Here is a 24394-nt window from a genome sequence, read left to right as displayed (position 1 = left end):
CGGGCCGGACGACGGGCCAGATGACCGGCCAGATAACGAGGGGCGGGATGACCGCCCCGCGCTCGATCGCGCTGCGGACGCGGCTGCTGGTGGCGATGATCGGGCCGCTGCTCGGCGTCGCGATGCTGCTTGGCATCGCCGGCGCGGCGCTGATCGCCGACGTCGTCCGCCGCACCAACGACCGCGTGCTCGGCGGCGCGCTCGGCGCGATCGCCGAAACGGTGCAGGTCGAGCGCGGCGAGGTGACGCTCGACCTGCCGCCCGCCGCCTTCGGGATGCTGGAGAACAGCGAGCGCGACAACGTCTATTACCGGATCGCGGTCGGCGGCGACCTACTCACCGGCTATGCCGACCTGCCCGCGCCCGCGCCCGACGACCTTGCGATCGACCAGCCGCGCTTCCGCTTCGCCACCTATCGCGACCAGCGCATCCGCATCGCCGAGGTGCGCCGCGCGCTGCCGGCGATCGAGCGCCCGGTCGTCGTCCAAATCGCCGAGACGCTCGACGGCCGTGCCGCGCTGACCCGCCGGCTGCTCGTCGCGCTGTTCGGCGGCGAGGTCGCGCTGGTCGGCATCGCTATCCTGCTGCTCCGTCCGGCGCTGGGGTGGAGCCTGCGCCCGCTCGCCCGGCTACGCGGCGCGGTGGAGGCGCGCAACGGCCCCGCCGCGCCCGACCTGTCGCCGATCGACGCCGGCCCGCTGCCGCTCGAACTGCGCCCGCTCGCCGAGGCGTTCGACCGCCTGCTTGCGCAGCTCGACACCGCCACCGCGGCGACGCGGCGCTTCACCGCCGACGCCTCGCACCAGATGCGCACGCCCCTGTCGGTGCTCAAGGTGCAGATCGAGCTCGCCCGCCGCGGCTCGCGCGAGGCGCTGGACGAGATCGCGACCGCAGTCGCCCGCCTCGAACGGCTGCTCGTGCAGCTGCTCGCGCTCGCCCGCGCCGAGGAGGCGGGCGTCGCCCCGCCGCTCGAACGCGTCGACCTGCGCGAGGTGGCGGTGCGCGTCATCAGCCGCCGCATCGGCGCCGCGATCGAGGCGGGGGTCGAGCTGCAACTCGACGCCCCCGACACGCCGATGCCGGTCACCGGCCACCGCACCTTGCTGGTCGAGATCCTCGGCAACCTCGTCGACAACGGCATCCGCTACAATCGCCCCGGCGGGACGGTGACGGTCGGCATCGCCGGCGCGGCGGACGGCGCGGCGCTGCTGTCGGTGCGCGACGACGGCCCCGGCATCGCCGCCGCCGACCGGGAGCGCGTGTTCGAACGCTTCGTCCGGCTGGGCGACCCCGCCGACCCCGACGGCAGCGGCCTCGGCCTCGCCGTCGTCCGCTCGGCCGCGGCGCGAATCGGCGCACGCGTGACGCTGGAGGATGCCGCGCCGGGCCTGATCGTCCGCCTGCGCTTCTAGGGCGCCGCGCCCTCAAACTTGTCGCGACGACGGCGACCGATCAGCAGGCCGCTTTCCAGCCGCGCGCACAAGGCGGTGTAGTAATCGGCCAGGAACGCCGCATCGTCGCCATGATCGGCCAGCCCCGCCTTGCGCCGGATCGTCGCGGCGACCGCACCGATCGCGACCGGGTCGCCGCCGCGCAGCACGTCCTCCAGCGTCTGCAATTCGTAGACGCCGTACAGCGCCAGCGCCGCCTCCGGGAACCGGCGGCGCGGCCGTTCCGCGGTCACCGCCAGATCGACCGCGAGCCGCCGCACCACGGTCTGCACCACCCACGTTCCCGCGACCAGATCGCCGATCCGCAGCCGGTCGCGGTTGAACAGCGGGAAGAACAGGAAGATACCTGTCCACAGCAACGCGAAGATGGTCAGGAAGGCATCCGCCGTCCCCGCCGCCGCCTGCGCGCCGAGGAACGACAGCGGCAGGAACACCTCGATCTCGCGCATCGCATTGCGCGCCAGCACCGCGCCAGCGGTCAGCCGCGCCCCGTCGCGCGCGACGACGCGCAGACCCATTAGCCGCTTGCCCGGCGTCGCACCGCGCCCGCCCATCTCGAACAATACGAACCAGCCGTTGCGCAACAGGAATGCGCCGATCAGCCACAGGATCTTGGCGATATCGGCGCCGGTCGACCGGTCGATATAGGCGAGCGCGATCGTCGCGACGATCAGCGCGACCAGCATCGCGCCGGTGTCGATCAGGAACGCCGCCGCGCGCGTGCCGGCCCCGCCCAGTTCAAGCTGCAGGTCGACGCCCTCCGGCGTGACGAAGCCGCGCCGCAGCGACGCGGGGCCCTTAGTCCGGCGACCGAAGCGCATGCCGCCTCCCGATCCCGTAATAATAGACCAGCCACGCCGCCAGCATCGCCGTCCCGATTCCCAGCCGTGCGCCGTCACCGGTCACCACCTGCCGCCCGACCCCTTCCAAAATCGCCGCCACCGCCAGCATCAGCACCACCCCGGCGACGGCGATCGCGGCGGTGCGCCCCGCGGCGACCAGCGCGACCATCCGCTCCTGTGCCCCCGGAAAGGCGATCGCAGTGCCGATCCGCATCCCCGCCGCGCCCGCGATCATGATCGCGAACATCTCCGTCGTGCCGTGGATCGCCAGCCATGCGCCGAAATTCGGGCCGAGCCCCTTGTCGGCGAACACCGCGATCATCGCGCCCAGCGTCAGCCCGTTGTAGAGCACCAGAAGCGCGGTCGGCACGACAAAGGCGAAACCGAGCGCGAAGGCGAAGATCGCGATCTGCGTATTATGCCCGAACAGGAAGCTGGCGAACACGCCGAGCCCGTCCTGCTGGGTGGTGTAGAGGGTATGGCGCAGCATCGCCGCCGAGGCGCTCGGATCGCGCCCGCCCGCCAGACCTTCGGGGATGATGCCGAAGAACCACGACGGGTCCGACCGGACCAGCGCATAGGCCGCCAGCGCCCCCGCCACCGTTAGCACCGCCATCACCAGCGTCTCGCGCCACAGCGACGCGACAGCCGCCGGCCAGCCATGCGTGAAGAAGCGCCCGAGATCGCGCCACGCCGAATCCGACACGCCGTAGATCTGGAAATAGGCACGCGCGCACAATTGCTCGAGATAGGCGACCAGGGCGCGGTCGAGCGACGTCTCGCGCGCCACCGACAGCGACGACAGCGCCGACCGGTACAGCAGCGGCAGTGCGAGCAGCTCGTCATCGGTCAGCACCCGCACCGAGCGTTTTTCGATCCGGCCGAGCAATGCGTCGAGCCGCTCCCAGTCGGCGCCGTGCGCGGCGCGGAAGCGGCTGGCGTTGAGCGGCGGCGGGGCGGCATCGACGAACGCGCTCACAACAGGCTCCTCCGCTTAAGGTCGACATAGCCCTCGACCAGCCGCTCGGGCACCTGATCGTACGGGCTCTCGATGACGTGGACGCCCAGATGCCGGAGGCGCAGCAGCACCAGCCGCCGGTCGCGCAGCAGCGCCGCGGCGGTCACCGCGCGGGTGACGTCGGCGGGCGTTGCGGGGGCGCGCGCGACGATCGTCTCCAGCTCCTCGTCGCGCAGCACGACGATCAGCACCAGATGCGTGCGTAGCAGTCGTGCGACCGCGCGGACCATGAAATCGGCGGAGGTCGGGTCGGTGAATTCGGTGAACAGCACGATCATCGACCGCCGCGTCAGCCCCGCCGCCATCGTCGTCAGCGCGAAGGTGTAATTGGTTTCCTCGCCACTGTAATCGATCCCCGCCGCCAGCTGCTGCAGCGCCGGGAAGGCCGCCGATCCGCCGATGAAGCCGCTGGCGACGCGGGGGCGCGAATCGAAAGCGTGGAGCGCGACCCGGTCGCCCAGCTTCAGCGCCACCCAGCCGGTCAGCAGCGCCGCCGACACCGCGCGGTCGACGCGCGGGATGCCGCCGACCGGCTCCGACATCTGCCGCCCCGTGTCGATCGCGAAGACGATCTGGCTGTTGCGTTCGGTGCGATATTCCTTGGCGTGCAGCTTCAGGTGGCGGGCCGACTGTTTCCAGTCGATCGCCCGCCGGTCCATGCCCGACCGGAATTCGACCAGCCCGTCGAAATCGGTGCCGTCGCCGCGGTCGCTCTGCGCGAGCAATCCCTGCACCGCGTGGCGCTGGAACACCTGCGCGCCCTGCCGCCGGATCGCCTCGACATCGGGCAGCACCGGCAGCGCCTGCCCCGTTCCGATCCGCGCCTGCCGCCAGACCAGCCCGAGCGGCCCCGCCCAGCGTACCCACAGGGTATCGAGCCGCGCGGTACCGCGTCGCACCGGTGTCAGCACCATTGCCCCCTCGCCGCGCCCGCCGGCCAGCGCCACGTCGAACCGGTCGCCGCCGGCCAGCAGCGGATCGGGTGCCAGCGCCACCTGCGCCGTCGTCGAACGCGCCGCTCCCGCGATCGTCACGGCGACCGGCACGGTCAGCGGCACACCGATCGACGCGCTTGGCGGCAGCGCCAGCGTCGCGCCCGCCCGGCCGCGCCCGAGCAGCGCATCGGCGAGGACCAGCAGCAGCAGCGCGAGCGGCCAGCCGAGCCCTGCATACCACCGCCCCGGCACCAGCATGGCGACCAGCAGCGCGACCGGAGCCCCGATCGCCGCCGCCAGCACCGCCATGCGGGTCGGATAGATCAACGCGGCGCCTCGATCGTCTCGATGATCTGCGCGACGACGTCCTCGATGCCGCGCCCGCCGATCTCAGCGGCGGGCGACAGGATCAGGCGGTGGCGCAGCAGCGCCGGGGCGAGCGTCTTGACGTCGTCGGGGATGACGAAGTCGCGCCCGTCCAGCGCCGCCCGCGCCCGCGCCGCGCCCGCCAGCATCGCGCCCGCGCGCGGCGATGCGCCGCTTTCCAGATCGGCGACGTCGCGGGTGCCGCGGACCAGCGCGACGATATAGTCGATCACCGCATCGACCAGCCGGACGCCCGCGACCGTCTTCACCGCCGCGTCGATCGTCACCGCGTCGGTGCAGCGCGCGACGCCCCAGTCGGCCGGCGACATCGCCGCCGCCCGCGCGCCATGCGCCGCGACGATCCGCCGCTCTTCCTCCGCGCTCGGATAGGCCACCGTCTGCTTGAACAGGAACCGGTCGAGCTGCGCCTCAGGCAGCGGATAGACGCCCTGTTGCTCGATCGGGTTCTGCGTCGCCACCACCATGAATCGGTTGCTCAGCGGCAGGCTTTCGCCGTCGATCGTGACGGTGCGCTCCTGCATCGCCTCCAGCAGCGCCGCCTGCGTCTTGGGCGAGGTGCGGTTGATCTCGTCCGCCAGCAGCAATTCGGTGAAGATCGGCCCGCGCGTCAGCGTGAAGGTCGAGGTCTGGAAGTTGAACAAATTGGCGCCGATGATGTCGCCCGGCATCAGGTCGGGGGTGAACTGGATGCGCCCGAAATCGAGCCCGACCGTCTGCGCGAAGCTGTGCGCGATCAGCGTCTTGGCGGTGCCCGGCGGCCCCTCCAGCAGAATATGCCCGCCCGCGAACAGCGCCACCAGCAGCAGGTCGACGGTGCCGTCGTGGCCGACCACCGCCTTGCCGATCTCGGCGCGGATCGCCTGCCCCAGCGCCTGGACCTCTTCAACCGTCACCGTGTCTTCTCCTGTTGCCATCGATGGAGCGCCCGTGCGGCGGCCAGCATGTCGTCGCGATGGTCCGTGCGGGTCGCCTCGGCGGCGAGCGCGCTGAACTTGCTCCCCCCGCGCAGCCGGTCGAGATAACGGTCGGCGGCGTCGTCGGACAGGCCCGCCGGCACGCCGAAGATCGCGCGCGCGCGTTCGCGGACCAGTGCTGCATAGCGTCCGCCGAGCCCGCCCTCGCGCCCCGCCTTGCGCACGATCATCGCGCTGTTGTCGACCAGCGCGGCTTTGCCGAAGGCGATCGCGCGGGCGCGCGGTTGCGCCGCGCCGAAGCGGACCAGCGCCTGCCAGCCGACCAGCGCCAGCGCGACGAGGATGGCGAGCGTCATCGCGAGGAACGGCGGCTCGAACGCGAGCTTCAACGGACTGCGGCCGCGCCCCAGCCCGTTGAGCGTCACGTCGAAGGCGACACCCTCCGCCCCCGTCGCATTGACGAAATCGAGCAGGTCGAGCGCGGCGCGGGCGCGATCCAGCCGCCGGATACCGTGATTGTCGAGCAGGTCGGGATCGGCAAGGACATAGGTGTTGGTGCCGGTCACCTGCCCCAGCACGATCCGGCTGGCATCGTCGGCGACCAGCGGCGTCAGCGCCGGCCCGGTAACCGCCTGCAACGGTCGCGGCGCCACCACCGCCAGCGTTTTGGGCGCCCAGAACACCGGGTGCAGGGGCTGCGCACCGCTCGGCCGGCGGGTGACCGTCATCTCCGTCGCCGGCGCCAGCATCGCCGCCGGGTCTGCGGCCGGCAGCAGCCCGGTGACGTCGACCCAGCCCTCTACTGCGTCGTCCGCCACGCTCGTCCATTTCGGCAGGACGATCAGCGTCGCGCGATTGCGCCGCATCGCCATGAACTTGCTGACGTCGACGGTGCCGTGGTCGGGGGTGGCGATCACCAGATCCTCGGTATCCCACCCCTCCTCGGCGCGCAGGATGCGCGGGTTGCGCCCGGTCGCGCGGGCGAGGTCGACGATCCCCGCATACCCCGTCGCCGCATGGGACAGCGCATGCGCGCCGGCGTTGCGGCCCGATGCGAAATCGGGCGCATAGGCGCCGAGCAGCAGCGATCCGGCGAACCCCAGCACGCCGATGACCAGCAGCAATGCCACCGTCAGCGGCGCAAAGACGCTGTCCGCCCGCGCCCGATCGCCGATCGCGACCTCGCTCATGAACGCCACGCCTGCGGCAACGCGAAACCGGCATAAGCGGCGCGCGCCTCCCGCCAGTCGGCGTCGGCGACCGGCCGGCCGCCGAACTGACTGCGCTCGACCGGCGCGGCGATACTGGCGAACAGCGGCCGCACCACCGCCGGCAGCAACGGTGCGGCGGCCAGTTCGCGCGCGGTCAGCGACGGCCGGCGCAGCTGTGGGCGGCGACGGGCGATATCGTCGATGGAATGGAACAGCAGGTAATGGATCGCCTCCGCGAACCGCCCCTCGGCGGCGAGCCGGTCCGCCTCGCGCAGCCAGGCCCGCGCCGGCGCGGCGTCGGGCGCCCAGCCCTCGCCGTCGCCATCGCTCTCCACCGCAGGCGCGCCACGTCGCCGCCGGGGCAGGCGCCATTCGCCCGACCGGATGCGCTCGACCACCATCCAGACCATCGCCGCCGCAACCGTCGCGAGCAGCGTCCACAGCAGGATGCGGGCATAAGGCGCATCGGGCATCAGGCCTGCGATCCAGCCAAGCAGTCGCCCGACCGGCCGGAACGCCGCGGCGATCCAGCGGCCGAGCATCTCCAGCCATTCCGGCGTCTGCGGCGGCGCCGGCGGACGGGTCAGCGTGAACTGGATCGACGGATCGGCGCGCAGCGCGGCATGCGCTGCGGCGAGCCGGTCGGCCACCGCCGGATCCTGTGCTGACGCCGCGATGCTACCCTCCCAGCCCAGATGCCCGACGGCATCAGGCACGCCCCGCGGCGAACCTAGCCGGATCGGCCCGTCAAGCAATCACCGAAATCCGCCCGCCCGTCGATCGGGCTGGACAGCCTCCGCATCGCCCGCCACCATCGCCTCCGGGACAGAGCCGGGGGACGAGAGAGATGGCGGGCAGCGCGAGGGTCGGGCGCGGACATGGCATCTCCGTGGGCGGCGTGTTCGGCCGCAGCACCGATGTCATCCGGGCCAATCCGGTCGCGACGCTCGGCACCAGTTTCGTACTGATGGCACTGCCGCAGCTGCTGATCGCACAGATCGGCCGCGGTGGCGCGATCTTCGACGGCGTCCGCGACGGACTGTACGTCGCCGCGGGCCTCTATGCGCTGGTGGTCGGCGTGCTGTGGCTGGCCGCGAGCGGTGCGCTGGTCCAGGCAACGATCGCACACGACCAGGGCCGCAAGGCCGCGCTGCCCGAAATGCTGCGCGTCGGCATCCTGCGCACGCTGCCGCTGTTCGCGGTCTACCTGCTGTTCACGATCGGCGTGATGATCGGCGCGATGCTGCTGGTCGTTCCCGGCGTCATACTGGCGGTGATGTGGTCGGTGTCGCTGCCAGCGATCGTCGCGGAACGGACCGGCGTATTCGGCGCCTTCGGACGCAGCCGCGCGCTGACCAAGGGCGCCCGCTGGCCGGTGTTCGGCATCCTGCTGCTCGCGCTCGTCATCTACAGCCTCGCCAGCGCCGCGGTCGGGGTGGCGAGCGTCGCCGGGTCGGGTTCGTTCGCCGCGATCGCCGGCGGGGCGGAGGGCGCGGCGCCGCGCGTGCCGCTCCTCGCGCAATTGCTCCAGTCGGTGGTGACGACGGTGATGCTGACTTGGTTCACCATCGTCGGTGCGGCGCTGTTCGTCGAACTGCGCCACTGGAAGGACGGCCCCGATGCCGACCGGCTCGCCGACATCTTTGCCTGACGCCGCCGAGGGCGCACGCGGTGGACCTCGCGGCGGCGTCGACTGTTGCACGCGCACCACAGGAGCCCCGCCATGACGCACACCCTCGCCGAACTCGATGCGATCCGCGCCGACTGCCGCCGCATGGTCACCAAGCGCGCGGCGATCTCCGCCGGGGCGTCGGTGGTGCCCGTGCCGGGTGCAGACCTCGTCGCCGACGTCGGCATCCTCAAGAAGATGCTGCCGCAGATCAGCGAACGCTTCGGCCTGCGCGCCGACCAGATCGAGAAAATGGATTCCACCCGCGCCCAACAGGTCCTCGCCATCGCCGCGAGCCTGGGGAACAACGTCATCGGCCGCGCCGTCACCAAACGCGTCGTGATGGTGCTGCTGCGCCGGATGGGCGTCCGTGTCGCCACCGCCTCGGTCGCGCGCTACGTGCCCTTCATCGGATCGGCGGTGGCCGCGACGATCAGCTTTGGCGCGATGAAGCTCGCCGGCAACGCGCACATCGAGGATTGCTACACCACCGCAAGAGCGCTCGCGGGACTGGACGAAGCACGCCCCTGACGATCGGTCGTCGAACCGTCCCGACGATAAAAATCAAACAAACGTACCTGCCGGTATAGAAAGCGGTTGACGGGCCGCCGCGCCTGTTTATATACCGTTCAGTATAGAACATGGCGCCCGCACAGCGATAGCCATGCAAACCGTCCTCCAGCCGGAGCGATCCGACGACGCACAGCCCTGTGCGCCGGTCGCGGTCGCTCGCCATCGCCGACCATCAGCCACGGACCGGGCGTCCACGGGCAACGACCCGCCGCGTCCTCACGACATGATCGAGGGAGATCATCATGGCCTATCTAGCCTTCACTGCCTGGGGTGCTGACACCATTGCCGCGGCACCGCGTCCGGTCGTGGACCCCATCCCCACCGCACCCGCGCCCCGCCCCCGGCTCAGCGCGCTCGAATGGTCGGTCGTCGCGCTCGCCGCCAAGGACCCGCTGTCGTCGCTGCGCACCCCCGGCCGCATGGCGTTGGCGATGGGCGCCCTGTTCGGCGACCGCCGCCGCTCCGCGCTCGCCGACCCCCGGCTGGAGGCGCTGCGCCGGATCGCGGTGCTCAGCCGGCATCAGGGCTATACCGTCGCCCCGACCGAGATCCGCGCCTTCGTCGCCGCCGGCTTCAGCGAGGATCAGTATGAGCTGATCGTCGACAGCCTGCACGCCGCGATCCGCAACGCGGGAGCCTACGCATGAACATGCATGCCCCCATCGATACCGACGCCGTCGGCACGACCGTCCGCCCGAAGCGCCGGTGGCGCAAGGGCGCGCTGGTGCTGGTACCGATCGCCGCCGCCGGCCTCGCCTATGGCCTGATCGATCGCGATGCGCCCGCCACGGCCGCGCCGCCACCGCCCTCCGTCACCGTCGCGCACCCCCTGGTCCGCGCGGTCAACGAATGGGACGATTACGTCGGCCGCTTCGAACCGAGCCGCAGCGTCGAGGTGCGCCCGCGCGTCTCCGGCGCGGTGACCGCGATCCACTTCACCGACGGCGCGATCGTGCGGCAGGGGCAATTGCTCTTCACGATCGATCCCCGCCCCTTCGCCGCCGCACTGGCGGAGTCGCGCGCCGGCCTCGCCAGCGCGCAGAGCGACGTCGCGCTCGCCCGCGCCAACCTCGACCGCGCCAACCGGCTGGTCGCGGACGATGCGGTGTCGAAGAGCGACGTCGACCAGCTCAACGCCCGGCTGCGGGCCGCCACCGCCTCGCTCGCCGCGGCGCAGGCGCGGGTGCGTGCCCGCGCGCTCGACATGGAATTCACGCAGGTGCGCGCGCCGATCGCCGGCCGCATCTCCGATCGCCGCATCGATGCGGGCAATCTGGTCGCGGCGGGCGATGCCACCGGCACGCTGCTGACCACGATCAACGCGCTCGATCCGATCTACTTCACCTTCGACGGGTCGGAGGCGCTGTTCCTCAAGACCAAGCGCGCCGCCGCCTCGGGTGCCGACTTAACCCCGGTCGAGGTCCGGTTGCAGGACGAAGGCGACTATCGCTGGAAGGGCCGGCTCGATTTCACCGACAACGGGCTCGATCCCAAGTCCGGCACGATCCGCGGCCGCGCGGTGCTCGCCAACCCCGGCCTGTTCCTGACGCCGGGGATGTTCGGCAACATGCGGCTCGGCAGCGGCGGCACGGTGCGCGCGCTGCTGGTGCCCGATGCCGCGGTGCAGACCGATCAGGCGCGCAAGACCTTGCTCACCGTCGCGCAGGACGGGTCGGTGACCGCCAAACCGGTGCAGCTCGGCCCGGTCCTCGGCGGCCTGCGCGTGATCCGCGCCGGCCTGTCGCCGAACGACCGCGTCGTCATCAGCGGCACGCAGATGGCGATGCCGGGGGCGAAGGTGACGGCCAAACCCGGCCGCATCGCACCCGTCGGCGACGTCGCCCTGCCCGGCGGCAGCACCGCGCCGACCGCGGGCGAAGTCACCTTCGCCCAGTAAGCGCCGCTCGCCCTCACCTGCCGAACTCCATCCTCTTCCGGGGAGCATATCATGCGCTTTTCGCGCTTCTTCATCACGCGGCCGATCTTCGCCGCGGTCATCGCGGTCATCATCACGATCGTCGGCGCCATCGCCTATTGGGGCCTGCCGGTGTCGCAATATCCCGACATCGTGCCGCCGACGGTAACCGTCACCGCGACCTATCCCGGCGCGTCGGCGGAAACCGTCGCGGAGACGGTCGCCGCACCGATCGAGCAGGAGATCAACGGCGTCGACAACATGCTCTACCAGAGCAGCCAGTCGACCGGCGACGGCACGGTGACGATCACCGTCACCTTCCGCCTCGGCACCGACCTCGACGCCGCGCAGGTGCTCGTCCAGAACCGCGTCGCGGTCGCGGTGCCGCGCCTGCCGCAGGAGGTGCAGCGCCTGGGGGTGGTGACGCGCAAGACCTCGCCCGACTTCCTGATGGTCGTCAATCTGGTCTCACCCGATCACAGCCTCGATCGCGGCTATATCTCCAACTATGCGCTGACGCAGGTCCGCGACCGGCTGGCGCGGATCGAGGGCGTCGGCGACGTGCGGCTGTTCGGCGCGCGCGACTATGCGATGCGGGTGTGGATCGATCCCGGCCGCGCCGCCGCGCTGAACCTCACCGCGGGCGACATTGTCCAGGCGTTGCGCGCGCAGAACGTCCAGGTCGCGGCAGGCACGCTCGGCCAGCCGCCCTATGCCAATGGCAGCGCCTTCCAGCTCAACGTCGAGACGCAGGGCCGGCTCGTCGATCCGGCGCAATTCGGTCAGGTCGTGATCCGCACCGATGCCGACGGCCGCCAAGTCCGCGTCGCCGACGTCGCGCGGGTCGAGCTGGGCGCCGCCGACTATGCCTCCAACACCTATCTGTCGGGGGAGCCCACGGTGATCGCCGCGGTGTTCCAGCGTCCCGGCTCGAACGCGCTCGCCGCCGCCGAGGCGGTCAGCGCCGAGATGGAGGCGATGGCGAAGGACTTCCCCAAGGGGCTCGCCTATCGCGTCATCTACAATCCCACCGAATTCATCGCCCAGTCGATCGACGCGGTGAAGCATACGCTGATCGAGGCGATGATCCTCGTCGTGCTGGTCATCCTCGTCTTCCTGCAGAAATGGCGCGCGGCGATCATCCCGATCGTGGCGATCCCGGTCTCGCTGATCGGCACCTTCGCGGTACTGGCGGCGCTAGGATACAGCCTCAATAACCTCTCCCTCTTCGGCCTGGTGTTGGCGATCGGCATCGTCGTCGACGACGCGATCGTCGTGGTCGAGAATGTCGAGCGCAACCTCGAACGCGGGCTGACCCCGCTGGAAGCGGCGCGCACCTCGATGGACGAAGTGTCGGGTGCGCTGGTCGCGATCGTGCTGGTGCTGTGCGCGGTGTTCGTGCCGACCCTGTTCCTGACCGGCCTGTCGGGTGCCTTCTACCAGCAGTTCGCGGTGACGATCTCGACCGCGACGATCATCTCGCTGCTGCTGTCGCTGACGCTGTCGCCGGCGCTCGCCGCGATGCTGCTCAAGGCGCACGACCGCGACCATGCCGGCAATCGCCTGACGCAGGCCGTGCGCCGTGCCGGCGACGCCTTCAACCGCGGGTTCGAACGGATGAGCGTGGGCTATGCCTCGCTGACGGCGGTGCTGGTTGCGCGGCCTAAGCGGATGGGAATGGTATACGTCGGGCTGATCGCGGCGACGGGAGCCCTGTTCTGGGCGACGCCCTCGGGCTTCATCCCGGCGCAGGACCAGGGCTATTTCCTGACCGTCGTCCAGTTGCCGTCCGGCGCCTCGGTCGAGCGTACCGATGCCGTCGTGCAGAAGGTCGCCAAGCGCATCCTGCCGCTGGCGGGCGTCAAGGGCGCGGTCATGCTCGCCGGCTTCGACGGCCCGTCGCAGACGCTCGCCCCCAATGCCGCCGCAGCCTATATCCCGCTGAAGTCCTTCGAGGAGCGGCAGGACCTCGGCGTCACCCTCGCCAGCATCATGGCGGAAGCGCAAAAGGCGACCGCCGACATCGACGAGGCACGCATCCTCGTGATCCCGCCGCCGCTCATCCAGGGCATCGGCTCGGCCGGTGGCTATCGCCTGATCGTGCAGGACAAGAATGGCGGCAACTACCAGAAGCTCGGTGAAGAAACGGGCAAGCTGATCGCCAAGGCGAACCAGACCGAGGGGCTGGCGCAGGTCTTCACCTTCTTCGATTCGGCCACACCGCGCATCTTCGCCGATATCGACCGGGCGAAGGCCGACATGCTCGGCGTCCCCCCGGAACGCGTGTTCGAGGCGTTGCAGGTCTATCTCGGCTCGGCATTCGTCAACGACTTCAACCTGCTCGGCCGCACCTATCGCGTCACCGCACAGGCCGACGCCCCGTTCCGCGCGACCACGGCGGACATCGCCAACCTGAAGACGCGGTCGAACTCGGGTGCGATGGTCCCGATCGGATCGGTGTCGACCTTCCGCGACAAGACCGGGCCGTATCGCGTCACCCGCTACAACCTCTTCCCCGCGGTCGAGGTGGATGGCGACACCGCGCCCGGCTATTCCTCCGGCCGGTCGCTGGTCGCGATGGAAAAGGTCGCCGCCGAAACGCTGCCTGCGGGATATGGCACCGAATGGACCGGCATCGCCTTCCAGCAGAAGGCGGCGGGCAGCACCGCCGCCATCGTCTTCGCGCTCGCGGTGGTGTTCGTCTTCCTCGTGCTGGCGGCGCAATACGAAAGCCTCGTGCTGCCGCTGTCGATCATCCTGATCGTGCCGATGTGCCTGCTCGCGGCGATGATCGGCGTGAACCTGCGCGGCATGGACAATAACGTCCTCACCCAGATCGGCCTCGTCGTGCTGATCGCGCTCGCTGCCAAGAACGCCATCCTCGTGGTGGAATTCGCCAAGCAGGCGGAAGAGCAGGACGGGCTGTCGCCGGTCGAGGCCGCGGTCCGCGCCGCGCAGGACCGGTTGCGGCCGATCCTGATGACCAGCTTCGCCTTCATCCTCGGCGCGGTGCCGCTGCTGATCGCCAAGGGCGCCGGCGCGGAATTGCGGCAGGCGCTCGGCACCGCGGTGTTCTTCGGCATGATCGGCGTCACCGGGTTCGGCCTGCTGTTCACGCCCACCTTCTACGTCGTGTGCCGCGCGCTGGGCGATCGACTCGCCCGCCGCCGGCATACCGCCGCCGCCGCGCCCCATGCGCTGCCGGCGGAATAAGGAGCTCCCGATATGCGTGCTATCCTCGCCACCGTGTCCGCGCTCGCCCTGGCGGCCTGCGCGACCGGCCCCGATTATGTCGCCCCGCCGACGCCGTCCGCCGCTGCCGGGCCATTCCTCTCGACCAGCATGGCGGTCGATCCGAATGCCCCCGTCGCGACGCGCTGGTGGCAGCTCTATGCCGATCCCGTGCTGGACGGCCTCGTCACCGACGCGCTCGCGGCCAACACCGACCTGCGCGTCGCCGCCGCCCGCCTCGCCCGCGCGCGCGCCTCGCTGCGCGAGGTCCGCGGCGACCGGCAGCCCCAGGGCAATGTCAGCGCCAGCGGCAATTACGGCCGCGTCGCCGCGATCCAGACCGTCCCCGGCGTCGACCGCGAAGGCTGGCGGATCGATGGCGGCCTCAACGTCTCCTATGAGGTCGACCTGTTCGGCCGCATCAGCCGCAACGTCGAGGCGGCACGCGGCGACGTCGGCGCGGCGCAGGCCGATCTCGACGCGGTACGCGTCTCGATCGCCGCCGAAACCGCGCGCGCCTATGCCGACGCCGCCTCCGCCGCCGAGCGGATCGCCGTCGCCGAACGCATCGTCGCGCTGATCGACCGATCGCTGACGGTGACGTCGCACCGTGCCGACGTCGGCCTCACCACCCCGCTCGACACCGCGCGCATCGCCGCGTTGCGCGACCAGCGCCGTGCCGACATTCCGGCGATCCGGGCGCAGCGGCAGGCGGCGCTGTTCCGCCTCGCCACGCTGACCGGCCGCGCGCCTGCGGCGTTACCGACGATCGCCGCGGCGCGCACCACGACGCTGCGCCTCGACCGTCCGATCCCGGTCGGCGACGGCGCCGGCCTGCTTGCCCGCCGTCCCGACGTGCGTGCCGCCGAACGCCGCCTCGCCGCCGCGACCGCCCGCATCGGCGTCGCGACCGCCGACCTCTACCCGAAGATCAGCCTCGGCGGATCGATCGGCCAGACCAGCACCGGCCTCGGCGACCTGTTCGGCGGCGGGCCGCTGCGCTGGCTGCTCGGCCCGCTCATCAGCTGGAACGCCAACCCGACCAAGGCGCGCGCGCGGATCGCCGGGGCGGAGGCGGACACGCAGGCCGCGCTGGCGACCTTCGACGGCACCGTGTTGCAGGCGCTCGAGGAGAGCGAAACCGCGCTCTCGGCTTATGCCAACGCGCTCCAGCGCCGCACCGCGCTGCAATCCGCGCGCGATCAGGCCGCCACCGCCGCGCGGATCACGCGCGCGCAGCAGCGCGAGGGCCAGATCGACAGCCTCGTCGCACTCGACGCCGAGCGCACGCTGGCGGACACGGAGGCGACGCTGGCGCTGGCGGACGCGCAGATCGCCGACGCGCAGGTCGACCTGTTCCGCGCGCTGGGCGGGGGATGGAGCGCCTGACGGCATGCGCCGGCCATGACGCGGATCCCCGTGCGGCTCCGTCGGGGAGCCGCCCGACGATTCCGCCTCAGGCTATCGCAAGGGTCGGCCCGATCAGCCGGACCGGCCGGCGCGCCGTCATCGGTACGGTTCGCACCAGGCTGCCCAGACGAATGGCGACCGTTCCGTCACGGGTCGGCGTGATCGTCGCCGACACCAGCCGGCCGCCGGCCCAGGACAGGGCGACCGTATGCCCGCCACGCGCGCGCAGGCCGGTAACCTGCCCCGTCGGCCATGCATCGGGCAGCGCGGGCAGCAACGCGATCTCGTCCCGGCGGCTGCTCACCAGCATCTCGGCGATCGCCGCGGCACCCCCGAAATTGCCGTCGATCTGAAACGGGGGGTGGGCGTCGAAGAGGTTGGGGTAGGTGCGCTTGTGACCGATGAGGTTGCGCAAGATGCGGTGGGCGCGGTTGCCGTCGCGGAGGCGGGCCCAGAGCGCGACGCGCCACGCCGTCCCCCAGCCGGTCGCCTCGTCGCCGCGGGTGTCGAGCGAGCGGCGCGCGGCGGCCGCCAGCGCGGGCGTCGCCACCGCATCGATCTGCTGGCTGGGGAAGACGCCGTAGAGATGGCTGACGTGGCGATGGTGGAGGTCGTTCGCGCCCGCGTCCCAGTCGGCCTGCCATTCCTGCAGCTGCCCCTGCCCGCCGATCCGGTATGGCGCCAGCCGGTCGCGCGTGGCGAGGAACTGCCGCGCGAGATCGGCGTCGCGGCCGAGGATCGTCGCCGCCTCCGCCGCCTGACCGAACAGGTCGCGCAGGATCGCCATGTCCATCGTCGGGCCGGCACAGATCGACGAGCCGTGGCCGTGGTTGTTCTCGGGCGACAGCGACGGGTTGGTCACCAGGAAGCCGGTGCCCGGATCCTGCTGCAGCGTGTCGACGAAGAACAGCGCCGCATCGCGGATCAGCGGGTAGACCGAGGCGAGGAACGCCGTGTCGCGGCCATAATCGTAATGGTCCCACAGATGCGTGCACAGCCACGCCCCGCCCGTCGGCCACATGCCGAACGCGGGGCCGTCGATCGGCGCGGTCGCCCGCCACAGATCGGTGTTGTGATGGCAGACCCAGCCGCGCGCGCCGTACATGACGCGGGCGGTGCGCGCGCCGGTGACGGCGAGGTCGCGGACCATCGCGACGAGCGGCGCGACGCATTCCGGCAGGTTCGCCGGTTCGGCCGGCCAATAGTTCATCTGCGTGTTGATGTTGATCGTGTATTTCCCGCCCCAGGGCGGGTTGGTGGTGTCGTTCCAGATGCCCTGCAGATTGGCCGGCTGGCTGCCCGGGCGCGAGCAGGCGATGAGCAGGTAGCGCGCATAGTTGAAGTAGAGCGTGGCGAGCGAGGGATCGCTTCCCGCCTCGCCGCCGCGGACGCGGTGGTCGGTCGGCAACTGCGCCGCCACGCCGCGGCCGAGATCGAGCGAAACCCGGCGGAACAGCGTGCGATGCGCCGCGGTCGTGTCGCGCGCGATGCGGCGATAGCCGCGCCGGACGGCGGCATCGATCTGGCCGCCGGTGATCGCGGTCGGATCGCCGCCGACGTCGTCGAAGCGGCGATAGCTGGTCGCCATCGCGACGAGGACGACGAGTTCGCGCGCGCCGCGCACGACGAGGCGCCCGCCGTCGCGCCGCACCTGCCCGCCGCTGGCGGACGCGCGGACCCGCGCCTCGTAGCGCAGCGCGCCGGGGATGCCGTGCGCCGCCTCGTTGCGGCCGGACAGGACGATCTCGCCATCGCCGCGGCCGGCCGTCACCTGCGCCTGCTTGACCGGCGTCGTCAGCGACAGGTCGACGTCGATCGTGCCACCGGGCGCGGCGGTCAGCCGGATGGCGATGACCTGATCGGTCGGCGAGGCGATCACCTCGCGCCGGTACGCGACGCCGCCCGCCGACCAGCGGGTGCTGGCGATCGCGGTGTCGAGGTCGAGTTCGCGGCGATAGCCGGCGACGGGGCGGGACGGTTCGGCGGGGGTGACCTCGCTCCGCAATCCCTTGGGCGCGGGGGCAGGCGCCGCGGCGGCGGGCGCACCGGCGCGGTCGATCACGAGCGTGCCGATCGTGCCATAGGGCATCTGCCGGAGCGGGCGCGCCATCACCGCCTCGCCGACCAGCGCCTGCGCCTTGGCAAATTCTCCGGCGAAGACCAGCCGCCGCACCTCTGGCAAGGCCGCGAGCGCGTCCGGACTGGCGGGCGCATACGGCCCGCCCGCCCACAGGGTATCCTCGTTGAGCTGGATATGTTCGTGGTCGATCCCGCCATGGACCATCGCGCTGATCCGGCCATTGCCGACGGGCAGCGCCTCGACCCAGCTCGCGGCCGGCTGCGCATACCACAGGATGGTGGCGGCGGGGTCGCTCGCCGCGGGCCGCGCGGCGGCAGCGGCGGCGGTGGGCACGGCGAGCGTGGCGCCCGCCGACAGGCCCGCGATCGCGTCGCGGCGGCTGATGCCCGGTCCGGTGTCTCGCGTCATCATCCTGTCCTTCATGGCACCAGCAGCGGGCGCATGTCGGGCACCGCGTCCGCCAGTTCCTTCGTCACGATCGTCGCGAAGAAGGCGGCGCCCTGTTTGCCGAGGTGGGTGTTGTCGAAGGACAGTTTCGGCACCGCGAGCGGCTGCACCTGTACCTCGGTCGCCGCCGGCGGCGTGGCGGCGGGTGCGAGCGGCTGCGATCCGGCGGGCAATTGCGCGAACATCTGCGATGCCGCCGGCCCCATCGCCTGGACGATGGCGGCGCTGTCGGCATGGAGGTCGAGCAGCGGCACCTTGAGCTCGGCGGCGACCTGCCGGGTCGCGGCGGCCCAGGGCGCGAGGTCGTCGACCAGCCGGCCGTCGGCGAAGATGCGCCGGGTCAGCGGCGTCACGAGGATCGGCTTCGCACCGAGCGCGCGCGCCTCGCGCACGTAACGGCGCAGGTTTTCGGGGAAGCCGGTCGAAAGGTCGGTCGAGCGGCCGGGCTTGCCCGGCTGGTCGTTGTGGCCGAACTGGATCAGCACCCAGACCGCGCGATAGCCCGGCACGCGCATCTCGTTCCGCGCGACGTCCCACGACCCTTCCCACCGGTAATTGCCCGAGCTGCGCCCGCCGCGCGCGAGGTTGATGCAGGCGAGGAACGAGGTGACGTGATCGGCGCAGAAGGCAGGCCCCCAGCCGCCGATGACGGCGGTGGTCGAATCGCCGACGAGGATGACCTTCGACGGTTCGATCCGGCGCACCGGCGGGCTGCCGGGCGGCGGCGTCATCTGCGCGGTCGCCGCGCTGGCGGTCGCCCATGCGAGCAGACCAAGAAAACGGATCATGGGACGATATCCTCTCTGCGGCCGTGCCGGCCGGTCAGTCCAAAGCCCGCGTGCCGGCGATCGTCAGGCGCGCGGCCGCGCCGGGTGCGGCCTTGCCTGCGCCCGCCGCGGGCGGCTGGCCGCCGCCGACCCACAGGTCGACGACGCCGGGCGCGACGCGGCGATGGCCCGCCGGATCGACGATGCTCATCGCCCGTGGATCGATGGACAGCGCCACGTCCCGGCTCTCGCCCGGTTTCAGATGGATGCGGCGGAAACCCATGAGCGCGCGCAGCGGTGCGCCGGGCGCGGCCTGCGACCCGTAGAGCTGGACGACCTCGTCGCCGGCGACCGCGCCGGCATTGGTGACGCGGACGGAGAGCGTCGCGCCGTCGCCGGCACGGATGCGCGACCGGGCGAGCCGCGGCGTGCCATAGGCGAAGCGCGTGTAGCTGAGCCCGTGACCGAAGCGGTACAGGGGATCGCCGGCGAAATAGCGATAGGTCCGGCCCGCCATCGCATAGTCCTTGAACGGCGGCAGCTGCCCGGCGTCGCGATAGAAGGTCACCGGCAACCGGCCGGCGGGGCTGAAGTCGCCGGCGATCAGCTCCGCCACCGCCTGCCCGCCCTCGCCGCCCGGATACCAGGCCTCGACGATCGCGGGGACGTGACGGTCGGCCCAGCCGACGCCGAGCGCGCTGCCGTTCATCAGGACGAGCACGAGCGGCTTGCCCGTCGCCTGCACCCGTTCGAGCAGATCCTGCTGCGGCGCGGGCAGGTCGAGACTGGTGCGATCGCCCCCGGCGAAGCCCGGTGCGCGGACGCGCATCTCCTCGCCCTCCAGCCGCGCGGTCAGGCCGGCGACGAACACGACGAGGTCGGCATCGCGCGCCGCCGCGACCGCCGCTTCGCCCCGCGCGCCGAAATTGCTCCAGCTCAGGCTCTGGTCGCCGCGCGGGCCGGTCTGGATCGCCTCGACGACGATCGGATAGCGCTGGCCGGCGGTGAGCGTGATCTCGCCGTCCGCGATCGACGCGGGGTCGGCCGCGTCCCACGCATCGACGACGGTGCGGCCGTCGACCCGGATGCGATAGCCGCCGTCGCCGTCGAGACGGAAGCGATAGGGGCCGGTTTCGTCCGCGGTCAGGAAGCCGGTCCAGCGGATCGAGCTGGCACGCTCGCGCCGTTCGGGCCGGCCCCAGCCGAAGCGGACGGCGGGGGTGGTTTCAGTCCGCACCGCCCGGCCCGCCAGCGCGGTGCCGGCGAATTCCTCGACGCGCAGGCCGCGGGCGGTGCAGGCGCGATCGACGCACAGCGCCTCCGACGGAATCGCCTTGAGCGGCGCACCGATCAGGCCGGTGCCCTCGACGACCTGGATCCGCGCATCGGGATAGCGACGGCGCAGCCCGGCGACGACGGTCACGGGTTCGGAGGGCGTGCCGTTGTAATTGCCGACCAGCGCATCGATGGAATCCGCGTTGGGACCGATGACGGCGATGCGGCGCGGCGCGCCCTTGATCGGCAGCAGGCCGTCGTTCTTGAGCAGCACCAGCGACTTGCGCGCGGCATCGAGCGCGGCGGCGCGATGCGCGGGGGTATCGAAGTCGGTCGCGGCGATCGTGCCGAAGCGACCGCCGTCGAGCAGGCCGAGACGGATGCGCGCCTCGAACAGGCGCGTCACCGCGCGGTCGAGCGTGGCGGAGGCGAGCAGGCCCTGCTCGACCGCATTGACGACGACCTGCGGGTCGGCGCCCTTGTCGCGGCTGAATTCGGCGCAGATCAGGTCGGTGCCGGCGGTGACCGCGGCGGCGACCGCGCGCTCCGGCGTCGGCACCCAAGCGTGCGAGGTCGGCAGGAACAGATCGGCGATCGCGGCGCAGTCCGACACGATATGGCCGGCAAAGCCCCATTGCGTGCGCACCCGGCTCTGCATCAGCGGACTGGCACAGGCCGGCACGCCGTCCACGGCGTTATAGGCGCACATCAGCCCCTGTACCTTCGCCTCGGTCACCGCGGCGCGGAAGGCGGGGAGGTAGGTATCCTCCAGATCGTGCGCGCTCGGATGGATGTCGTCGCGATGGCGGTCCGCCTCCGGCCCGCTGTGGACCGCGAAATGCTTGACCACCGCGAGCGTCTTGGGCCGGGCGGGATCGTCGCCCTGCAGGCCGGTGATGAACGATACGCCGAGCCGCGACGTCAGATAGGGATCCTCGCCGAACGTCTCCTGCCCCCGTCCCCAGCGCGGGTCGCGGAAGATGTTGACGTTGGGGGACCAGACGGTGAGCCCGCGATAGCGGTCGGAGCTGCCGTCGGGATGCCGGGCGGCGAGATATTTGGCGCGGAATTCGGTGGCGATGATGTCGGCGGTGCGATGGACGAGCGGCGCGTCCCATGTCGCCGCCAGCCCGATCGCCTGCGGAAAGACGGTGGCGTTGCCGGCACGCGCGACGCCGTGCAACCCCTCGCTCCACCACGCATAGGCGGGGATGCCGAGCCGCGGGATCGCGGGGGCATTGTCCTTCAGCTGCGCCGCCTTTTCCGCCAGCGTCATCCGCGCGACCAGATCAGCAGCGCGTCGCTCCGCGGGCAGGCGGGTGTCGCGCCAAGGCGCGTCCTGCGCCGCAACGCCCGCCGCCGATGCCGCCGCGAGCAGCAGCGCACATGCCAGCCGCCTCACAGCGCGCGGAACCGGAAGTCGCGGAAGCGTGCCTCGCCCGTGCCGGCCGAATAGAGGCCGGGCCGCAGCATCAGGAAGCCGCCACGGACATTGTGGTGATAGCCCGACACCTCCATGCCGCGGTCGAAGCGCTGCCACGTCTTGCCGCCGTCGCCGGAGGTGTGGATCGCGACGATATGCCGTTTGTTGGCGATGCGGATCAGCATGCGGCGGCCGTGCGGGTTGGCGGGACGGCCGCGCTCGATGCCATATTGATGCGTGACGAAACGCTTCTCGTCGAAGCCGAGGCCGCAATAGAGCTTGTCGTCATAGAACAGCACGAGGCCGGCGGTGCCGCCCGGCGCGATCTCGATATCGCACTGGAATTCATAGGCCTGATCGCCGGCGATGAGCATCAGCGGAGAGGAATCGACCGGTGCCTTGCCGCTCGCCTTCAGCACCAGCGCGCCCTTGTCGAGCCGGATGCGATCGCGCTCGGCGGGGCCGGGGCGGAAGAAATTCCATTTGGCGCCGAGCTTGAGGGGCTGCGTGAAGTCGTCGCTGAGCGGCTGGCCGTGGGCGCCGCTTTGCCCGCCCTTCGGTTTCGGCAGCGGCTTCGACAGGTCGCCGCCGGTCATCCGGAACCAGCCGTCCGCGGTCCAGCGGACGGGATCGAGCAGCACCTGCCGTCCCAGCGTCCAATAGCCGTTCTCATAGCCGTGATAGACCGACCACCAGCTGCCGTCCGGCGCCTCGACCAGGCTGGCGTGGCCGCGCGACCACCATTTCTCGTCGTTCGAGACCGTGCGGACGATCGGGTTGCCGGGATCGTTGACCCACGGCCCGTGGATCGAGCGCGAGCGGGCGACGATCACCATATGGCCGGTGGGCGGGCCGGCGGTGCCGCCGACGGCGGTAATCATGTAGAACCAGCCGCCGTGGCGGTGGATCTTGGGGCCTTCGGGGCTGAATCCCTCGACGTCCCAGTCGTCGGGGTAGCGCCAGGGATCGTAGACATGCTCGACCTTGCCGACCGTCTTCAGCCCGTCGTCGGACAGGCGGATGCGGTCGCCGCCCGACAGGAACAGCCAGCGCGACCCGTCCTCGCCGACCGCGTGGCAGGGATCGATATGGCTGTGCAGGCCGAGGCTGACCGGGTCCGACCACGGGCCGTCGATATGGTCGGCGTGGATGACGTAGATGTCGTTCGGGCTCGCCTTGACCGGGATGTAGAGGAAATAGCGGCCGTTGTGCTTTTCGAGGCTGACCGCCCAGACCGAGCCGATGTTGCGGGTCAGCGCGGCGGTGCGCGGGCGCCAGTTGACGAGGTCGCGGCTGTGCCAGATCGTCAGCCCGGGATAGCTGTCGAAGCTGGAGAAGGTCATGTAATAATCCGCGCCGTCCTTGAGGATGGCGGGATCGGGCCGGTCGCCGCCGATCAGCGGGTTGAGGAAGCGCCCGTCGCCGAGGTCGGCGATCCGCTGCCCCTCGAAGCCACGGCGCCAGCTCGCGTCGAACGGGCGGACGCAGCCCTTGTCGGCGACGGCGGCCTGCGCAGGTGTGCCGGGGATCAGCGCCGCGCCGCCGGCCAGCGCGAGACCGAACGCGTCGCGCCTGTTGAACTCGGTCATGAGGGCTCCTGGATCAGAAAGGGCTGGTCGCGATGGACGACGACATGGCCGCGCGCGTCGAAGTCGATGCGGACGAGGCCGGGCTTTTCGCGGAAATGGCTCGCCTCGTCGTTGCCGAAGAAGGTCTGCCACCAGCGGCCCTGCCGGTCGCGGAAGATGTTGCCACCGCCGCCGCAGGGCGCGCCCTCGTGCGGTTCGCGCCACGGGCCGGTGGGGGCGTCGCTCATCCAGATGCGGAAGGAATAGCGCCCCTCGTACCGGTCGACGACGCCGAGGTAATAGACGCCGTCGCGGGTGAACATCGTCGCCCCCTCATAGCCGAGCTTGCGACAGCCCTCCGGGCCGCAGGGCGCGCGGTGGTGGCGCGGGTCGTTGTCCCATTCGGTCGCGGTCATCGGCTGCCAGTCGCCGGCGAGGCCGGACAGATCGTCCTTCAGACGGACGATTTCGTTCGCCGACCCATAGGTCAGCCACACCGACGTGCCGTCGTCGAACAACGTCGCATCAATGCTGCGGCGGATCGGGGCGTCGGGCGAGAAGGCGTGGACGTACGGTCCCTCCGCCTTGCCGGTCGTGCTGCGCAGCACCGCGAGGCCGGCGCGGCTGATCGAATGGCAGATGTAGTAATTGCCGCGGATGAAGTGGATCTCGGGCGCCCAGAGCGCACGGAACGGCACGCCGGCGCGCATCCGCCAGCTTTTTTCCCATGTGCCGTCGCGCTCGATTCCCCAGACGAGGCCGCGATACTCCCAGCTGTCGAGGTCCTTCGACCGCCACAGCTCGACGCCGTCGTTGACCGCCCAGATGTTGTCGCCGGTCGATCCGGTCATGTAATAATAGCCGTCGCCGCCGGGGCAGACGATCGTGTCGCGGATATGGACGTCGTGCAGTGGACGAATGCGCGGCAGCAGCCCCGCCTTGACCGCGGTGCCGGCGTCGGAGGCGTTCCACGGCGCGACCGGATAGCGCGGGCGGCCCGGCCCCTTGTAGCGGACGTCGGGCATGCCGCTGGTCCAGCCGCCGCTGGCGCTGGCCGCGGTGGCGCGGCGGCCGGGGCCGCTGACGCCGCTGAACGGCCAATAGCCTTTCGGCGGCGGCGGCACGATGCGGCCGCTGTCGTCGGCATCAGCCGCCCGTTTAGTGCCGGGCAGCGGCGCCGGGCCATAGGGTAGGCCCGACGCCGTCTGGAGCAGCGGCCGCGCCGCCGCGCTGCCCGCGATCGCGAGCCCCCCGATCAACAGGTCGCGTCGTTTCATG

18 protein-coding genes are annotated in these 24394 nt (G+C 71.3%); 7 read left to right on the top strand and 11 right to left on the bottom strand.

Annotated features, from left to right (window positions below):
- Positions 1 to 47: 47 nt before the first annotated feature.
- On the top strand, positions 48 to 1412 hold the full coding sequence (locus AC1RTO_RS15875; RefSeq protein WP_493161773.1) for a sensor histidine kinase: 1365 nt from the start codon (positions 48 to 50) through the stop codon (positions 1410 to 1412).
- Here AC1RTO_RS15875 and AC1RTO_RS15870 read toward each other — a convergent pair.
- From AC1RTO_RS15870 to AC1RTO_RS15845, 6 genes are read right to left on the bottom strand one after another with little or no spacing between them, the layout of a single operon-like run.
- Positions 1409 to 2272, bottom strand: coding sequence for an RDD family protein (locus AC1RTO_RS15870; RefSeq protein ID WP_493161772.1), 864 nt, complete (start codon positions 2270 to 2272; stop codon positions 1409 to 1411). The two genes, AC1RTO_RS15875 and AC1RTO_RS15870, sit on opposite strands and share 4 nt — an antisense overlap.
- Positions 2250 to 3272, bottom strand: coding sequence for a stage II sporulation protein M (locus tag AC1RTO_RS15865; protein ID WP_493161771.1), 1023 nt, complete (start codon positions 3270 to 3272; stop codon positions 2250 to 2252). Before AC1RTO_RS15865 ends, AC1RTO_RS15870 begins: the two co-directional genes overlap by 23 nt.
- The gene (locus AC1RTO_RS15860) at positions 3269 to 4573 is read right to left on the bottom strand and encodes a DUF58 domain-containing protein (RefSeq protein WP_493161770.1); all 1305 of its coding nucleotides are present in this window, start codon (positions 4571 to 4573) and stop codon (positions 3269 to 3271) included. The genes AC1RTO_RS15865 and AC1RTO_RS15860 overlap by 4 nt, the downstream gene beginning before the upstream one ends.
- Complete coding sequence (locus AC1RTO_RS15855) at positions 4570 to 5526, bottom strand: AAA family ATPase (RefSeq protein WP_493161769.1); 957 nt, start codon at positions 5524 to 5526, stop codon at positions 4570 to 4572. The genes AC1RTO_RS15860 and AC1RTO_RS15855 overlap by 4 nt, the downstream gene beginning before the upstream one ends.
- Positions 5523 to 6737 carry a hypothetical protein gene (locus AC1RTO_RS15850; protein WP_493161768.1) on the bottom strand — a complete coding sequence of 405 codons (1215 nt, stop codon included), beginning with the start codon at positions 6735 to 6737 and terminating at the stop codon, positions 5523 to 5525. Before AC1RTO_RS15850 ends, AC1RTO_RS15855 begins: the two co-directional genes overlap by 4 nt.
- Positions 6734 to 7474: a DUF4129 domain-containing protein gene (locus AC1RTO_RS15845; RefSeq protein ID WP_493161767.1), complete on the bottom strand. Its 741-nt coding sequence runs from the start codon at positions 7472 to 7474 to the stop codon at positions 6734 to 6736. The genes AC1RTO_RS15850 and AC1RTO_RS15845 overlap by 4 nt, the downstream gene beginning before the upstream one ends.
- Positions 7475 to 7605: 131 nt before the next feature.
- Here AC1RTO_RS15845 and AC1RTO_RS15840 point away from each other — a divergent pair, with 131 nt between their 5' ends.
- From AC1RTO_RS15840 to AC1RTO_RS15815, 6 genes are all read left to right on the top strand, one after another.
- Positions 7606 to 8409 (top strand): hypothetical protein, encoded by an 804-nt coding sequence (locus AC1RTO_RS15840; protein ID WP_493161766.1) that lies wholly within the window; start codon positions 7606 to 7608, stop codon positions 8407 to 8409.
- Positions 8410 to 8481: 72 nt separating this feature from the next.
- Positions 8482 to 8958: a hypothetical protein gene (locus tag AC1RTO_RS15835; RefSeq protein ID WP_493161765.1), complete on the top strand. Its 477-nt coding sequence runs from the start codon at positions 8482 to 8484 to the stop codon at positions 8956 to 8958.
- 284 nt (positions 8959 to 9242) lie between these two features.
- Positions 9243 to 9647 carry a hypothetical protein gene (locus AC1RTO_RS15830; protein WP_493161764.1) on the top strand — a complete coding sequence of 135 codons (405 nt, stop codon included), beginning with the start codon at positions 9243 to 9245 and terminating at the stop codon, positions 9645 to 9647.
- Positions 9644 to 10897: an efflux RND transporter periplasmic adaptor subunit gene (locus tag AC1RTO_RS15825; protein ID WP_493161763.1), complete on the top strand. Its 1254-nt coding sequence runs from the start codon at positions 9644 to 9646 to the stop codon at positions 10895 to 10897. Before AC1RTO_RS15830 ends, AC1RTO_RS15825 begins: the two co-directional genes overlap by 4 nt.
- Before the next feature lie 51 nt (positions 10898 to 10948).
- Positions 10949 to 14128, top strand: coding sequence for an efflux RND transporter permease subunit (locus AC1RTO_RS15820; protein WP_493161762.1), 3180 nt, complete (start codon positions 10949 to 10951; stop codon positions 14126 to 14128).
- A gap of 12 nt (positions 14129 to 14140) precedes the next feature.
- Positions 14141 to 15535, top strand: a complete 1395-nt coding sequence (locus AC1RTO_RS15815; RefSeq protein WP_493161761.1) for an efflux transporter outer membrane subunit — start codon at positions 14141 to 14143, stop codon at positions 15533 to 15535.
- 67 nt (positions 15536 to 15602) lie between these two features.
- Here the strand turns inward: AC1RTO_RS15815 and AC1RTO_RS15810 are convergent, their stop codons facing one another.
- From AC1RTO_RS15810 to AC1RTO_RS15790, 5 genes are read right to left on the bottom strand one after another with little or no spacing between them, the layout of a single operon-like run.
- A complete protein-coding gene (locus tag AC1RTO_RS15810) occupies positions 15603 to 18044 on the bottom strand; it encodes a glycoside hydrolase family 95 protein (protein ID WP_493161760.1) in 2442 nt (813 codons plus the stop codon).
- An 11-nt stretch (positions 18045 to 18055) separates the two neighbouring features.
- Positions 18056 to 18871 (bottom strand): rhamnogalacturonan acetylesterase, encoded by an 816-nt coding sequence (locus tag AC1RTO_RS15805; RefSeq protein WP_493161759.1) that lies wholly within the window; start codon positions 18869 to 18871, stop codon positions 18056 to 18058.
- 34 nt (positions 18872 to 18905) lie between these two features.
- The gene (locus AC1RTO_RS15800; protein ID WP_493161758.1) at positions 18906 to 21527 is read right to left on the bottom strand and encodes a glycoside hydrolase family 3 C-terminal domain-containing protein; all 2622 of its coding nucleotides are present in this window, start codon (positions 21525 to 21527) and stop codon (positions 18906 to 18908) included.
- Positions 21524 to 23137: a family 43 glycosylhydrolase gene (locus tag AC1RTO_RS15795; protein WP_493161757.1), complete on the bottom strand. Its 1614-nt coding sequence runs from the start codon at positions 23135 to 23137 to the stop codon at positions 21524 to 21526. Before AC1RTO_RS15795 ends, AC1RTO_RS15800 begins: the two co-directional genes overlap by 4 nt.
- Positions 23134 to 24393: a family 43 glycosylhydrolase gene (locus AC1RTO_RS15790; protein WP_493161756.1), complete on the bottom strand. Its 1260-nt coding sequence runs from the start codon at positions 24391 to 24393 to the stop codon at positions 23134 to 23136. Before AC1RTO_RS15790 ends, AC1RTO_RS15795 begins: the two co-directional genes overlap by 4 nt.
- Position 24394: the final 1 nt, after the last annotated feature.

The sequence above is a fragment of the Sphingomonas sp. GW821-FHT10F09 genome (assembly GCF_058809195.1).
Note: the sequence above shows the minus strand (reverse complement) of the source record. Positions and strands in the feature narration are given on the sequence as shown.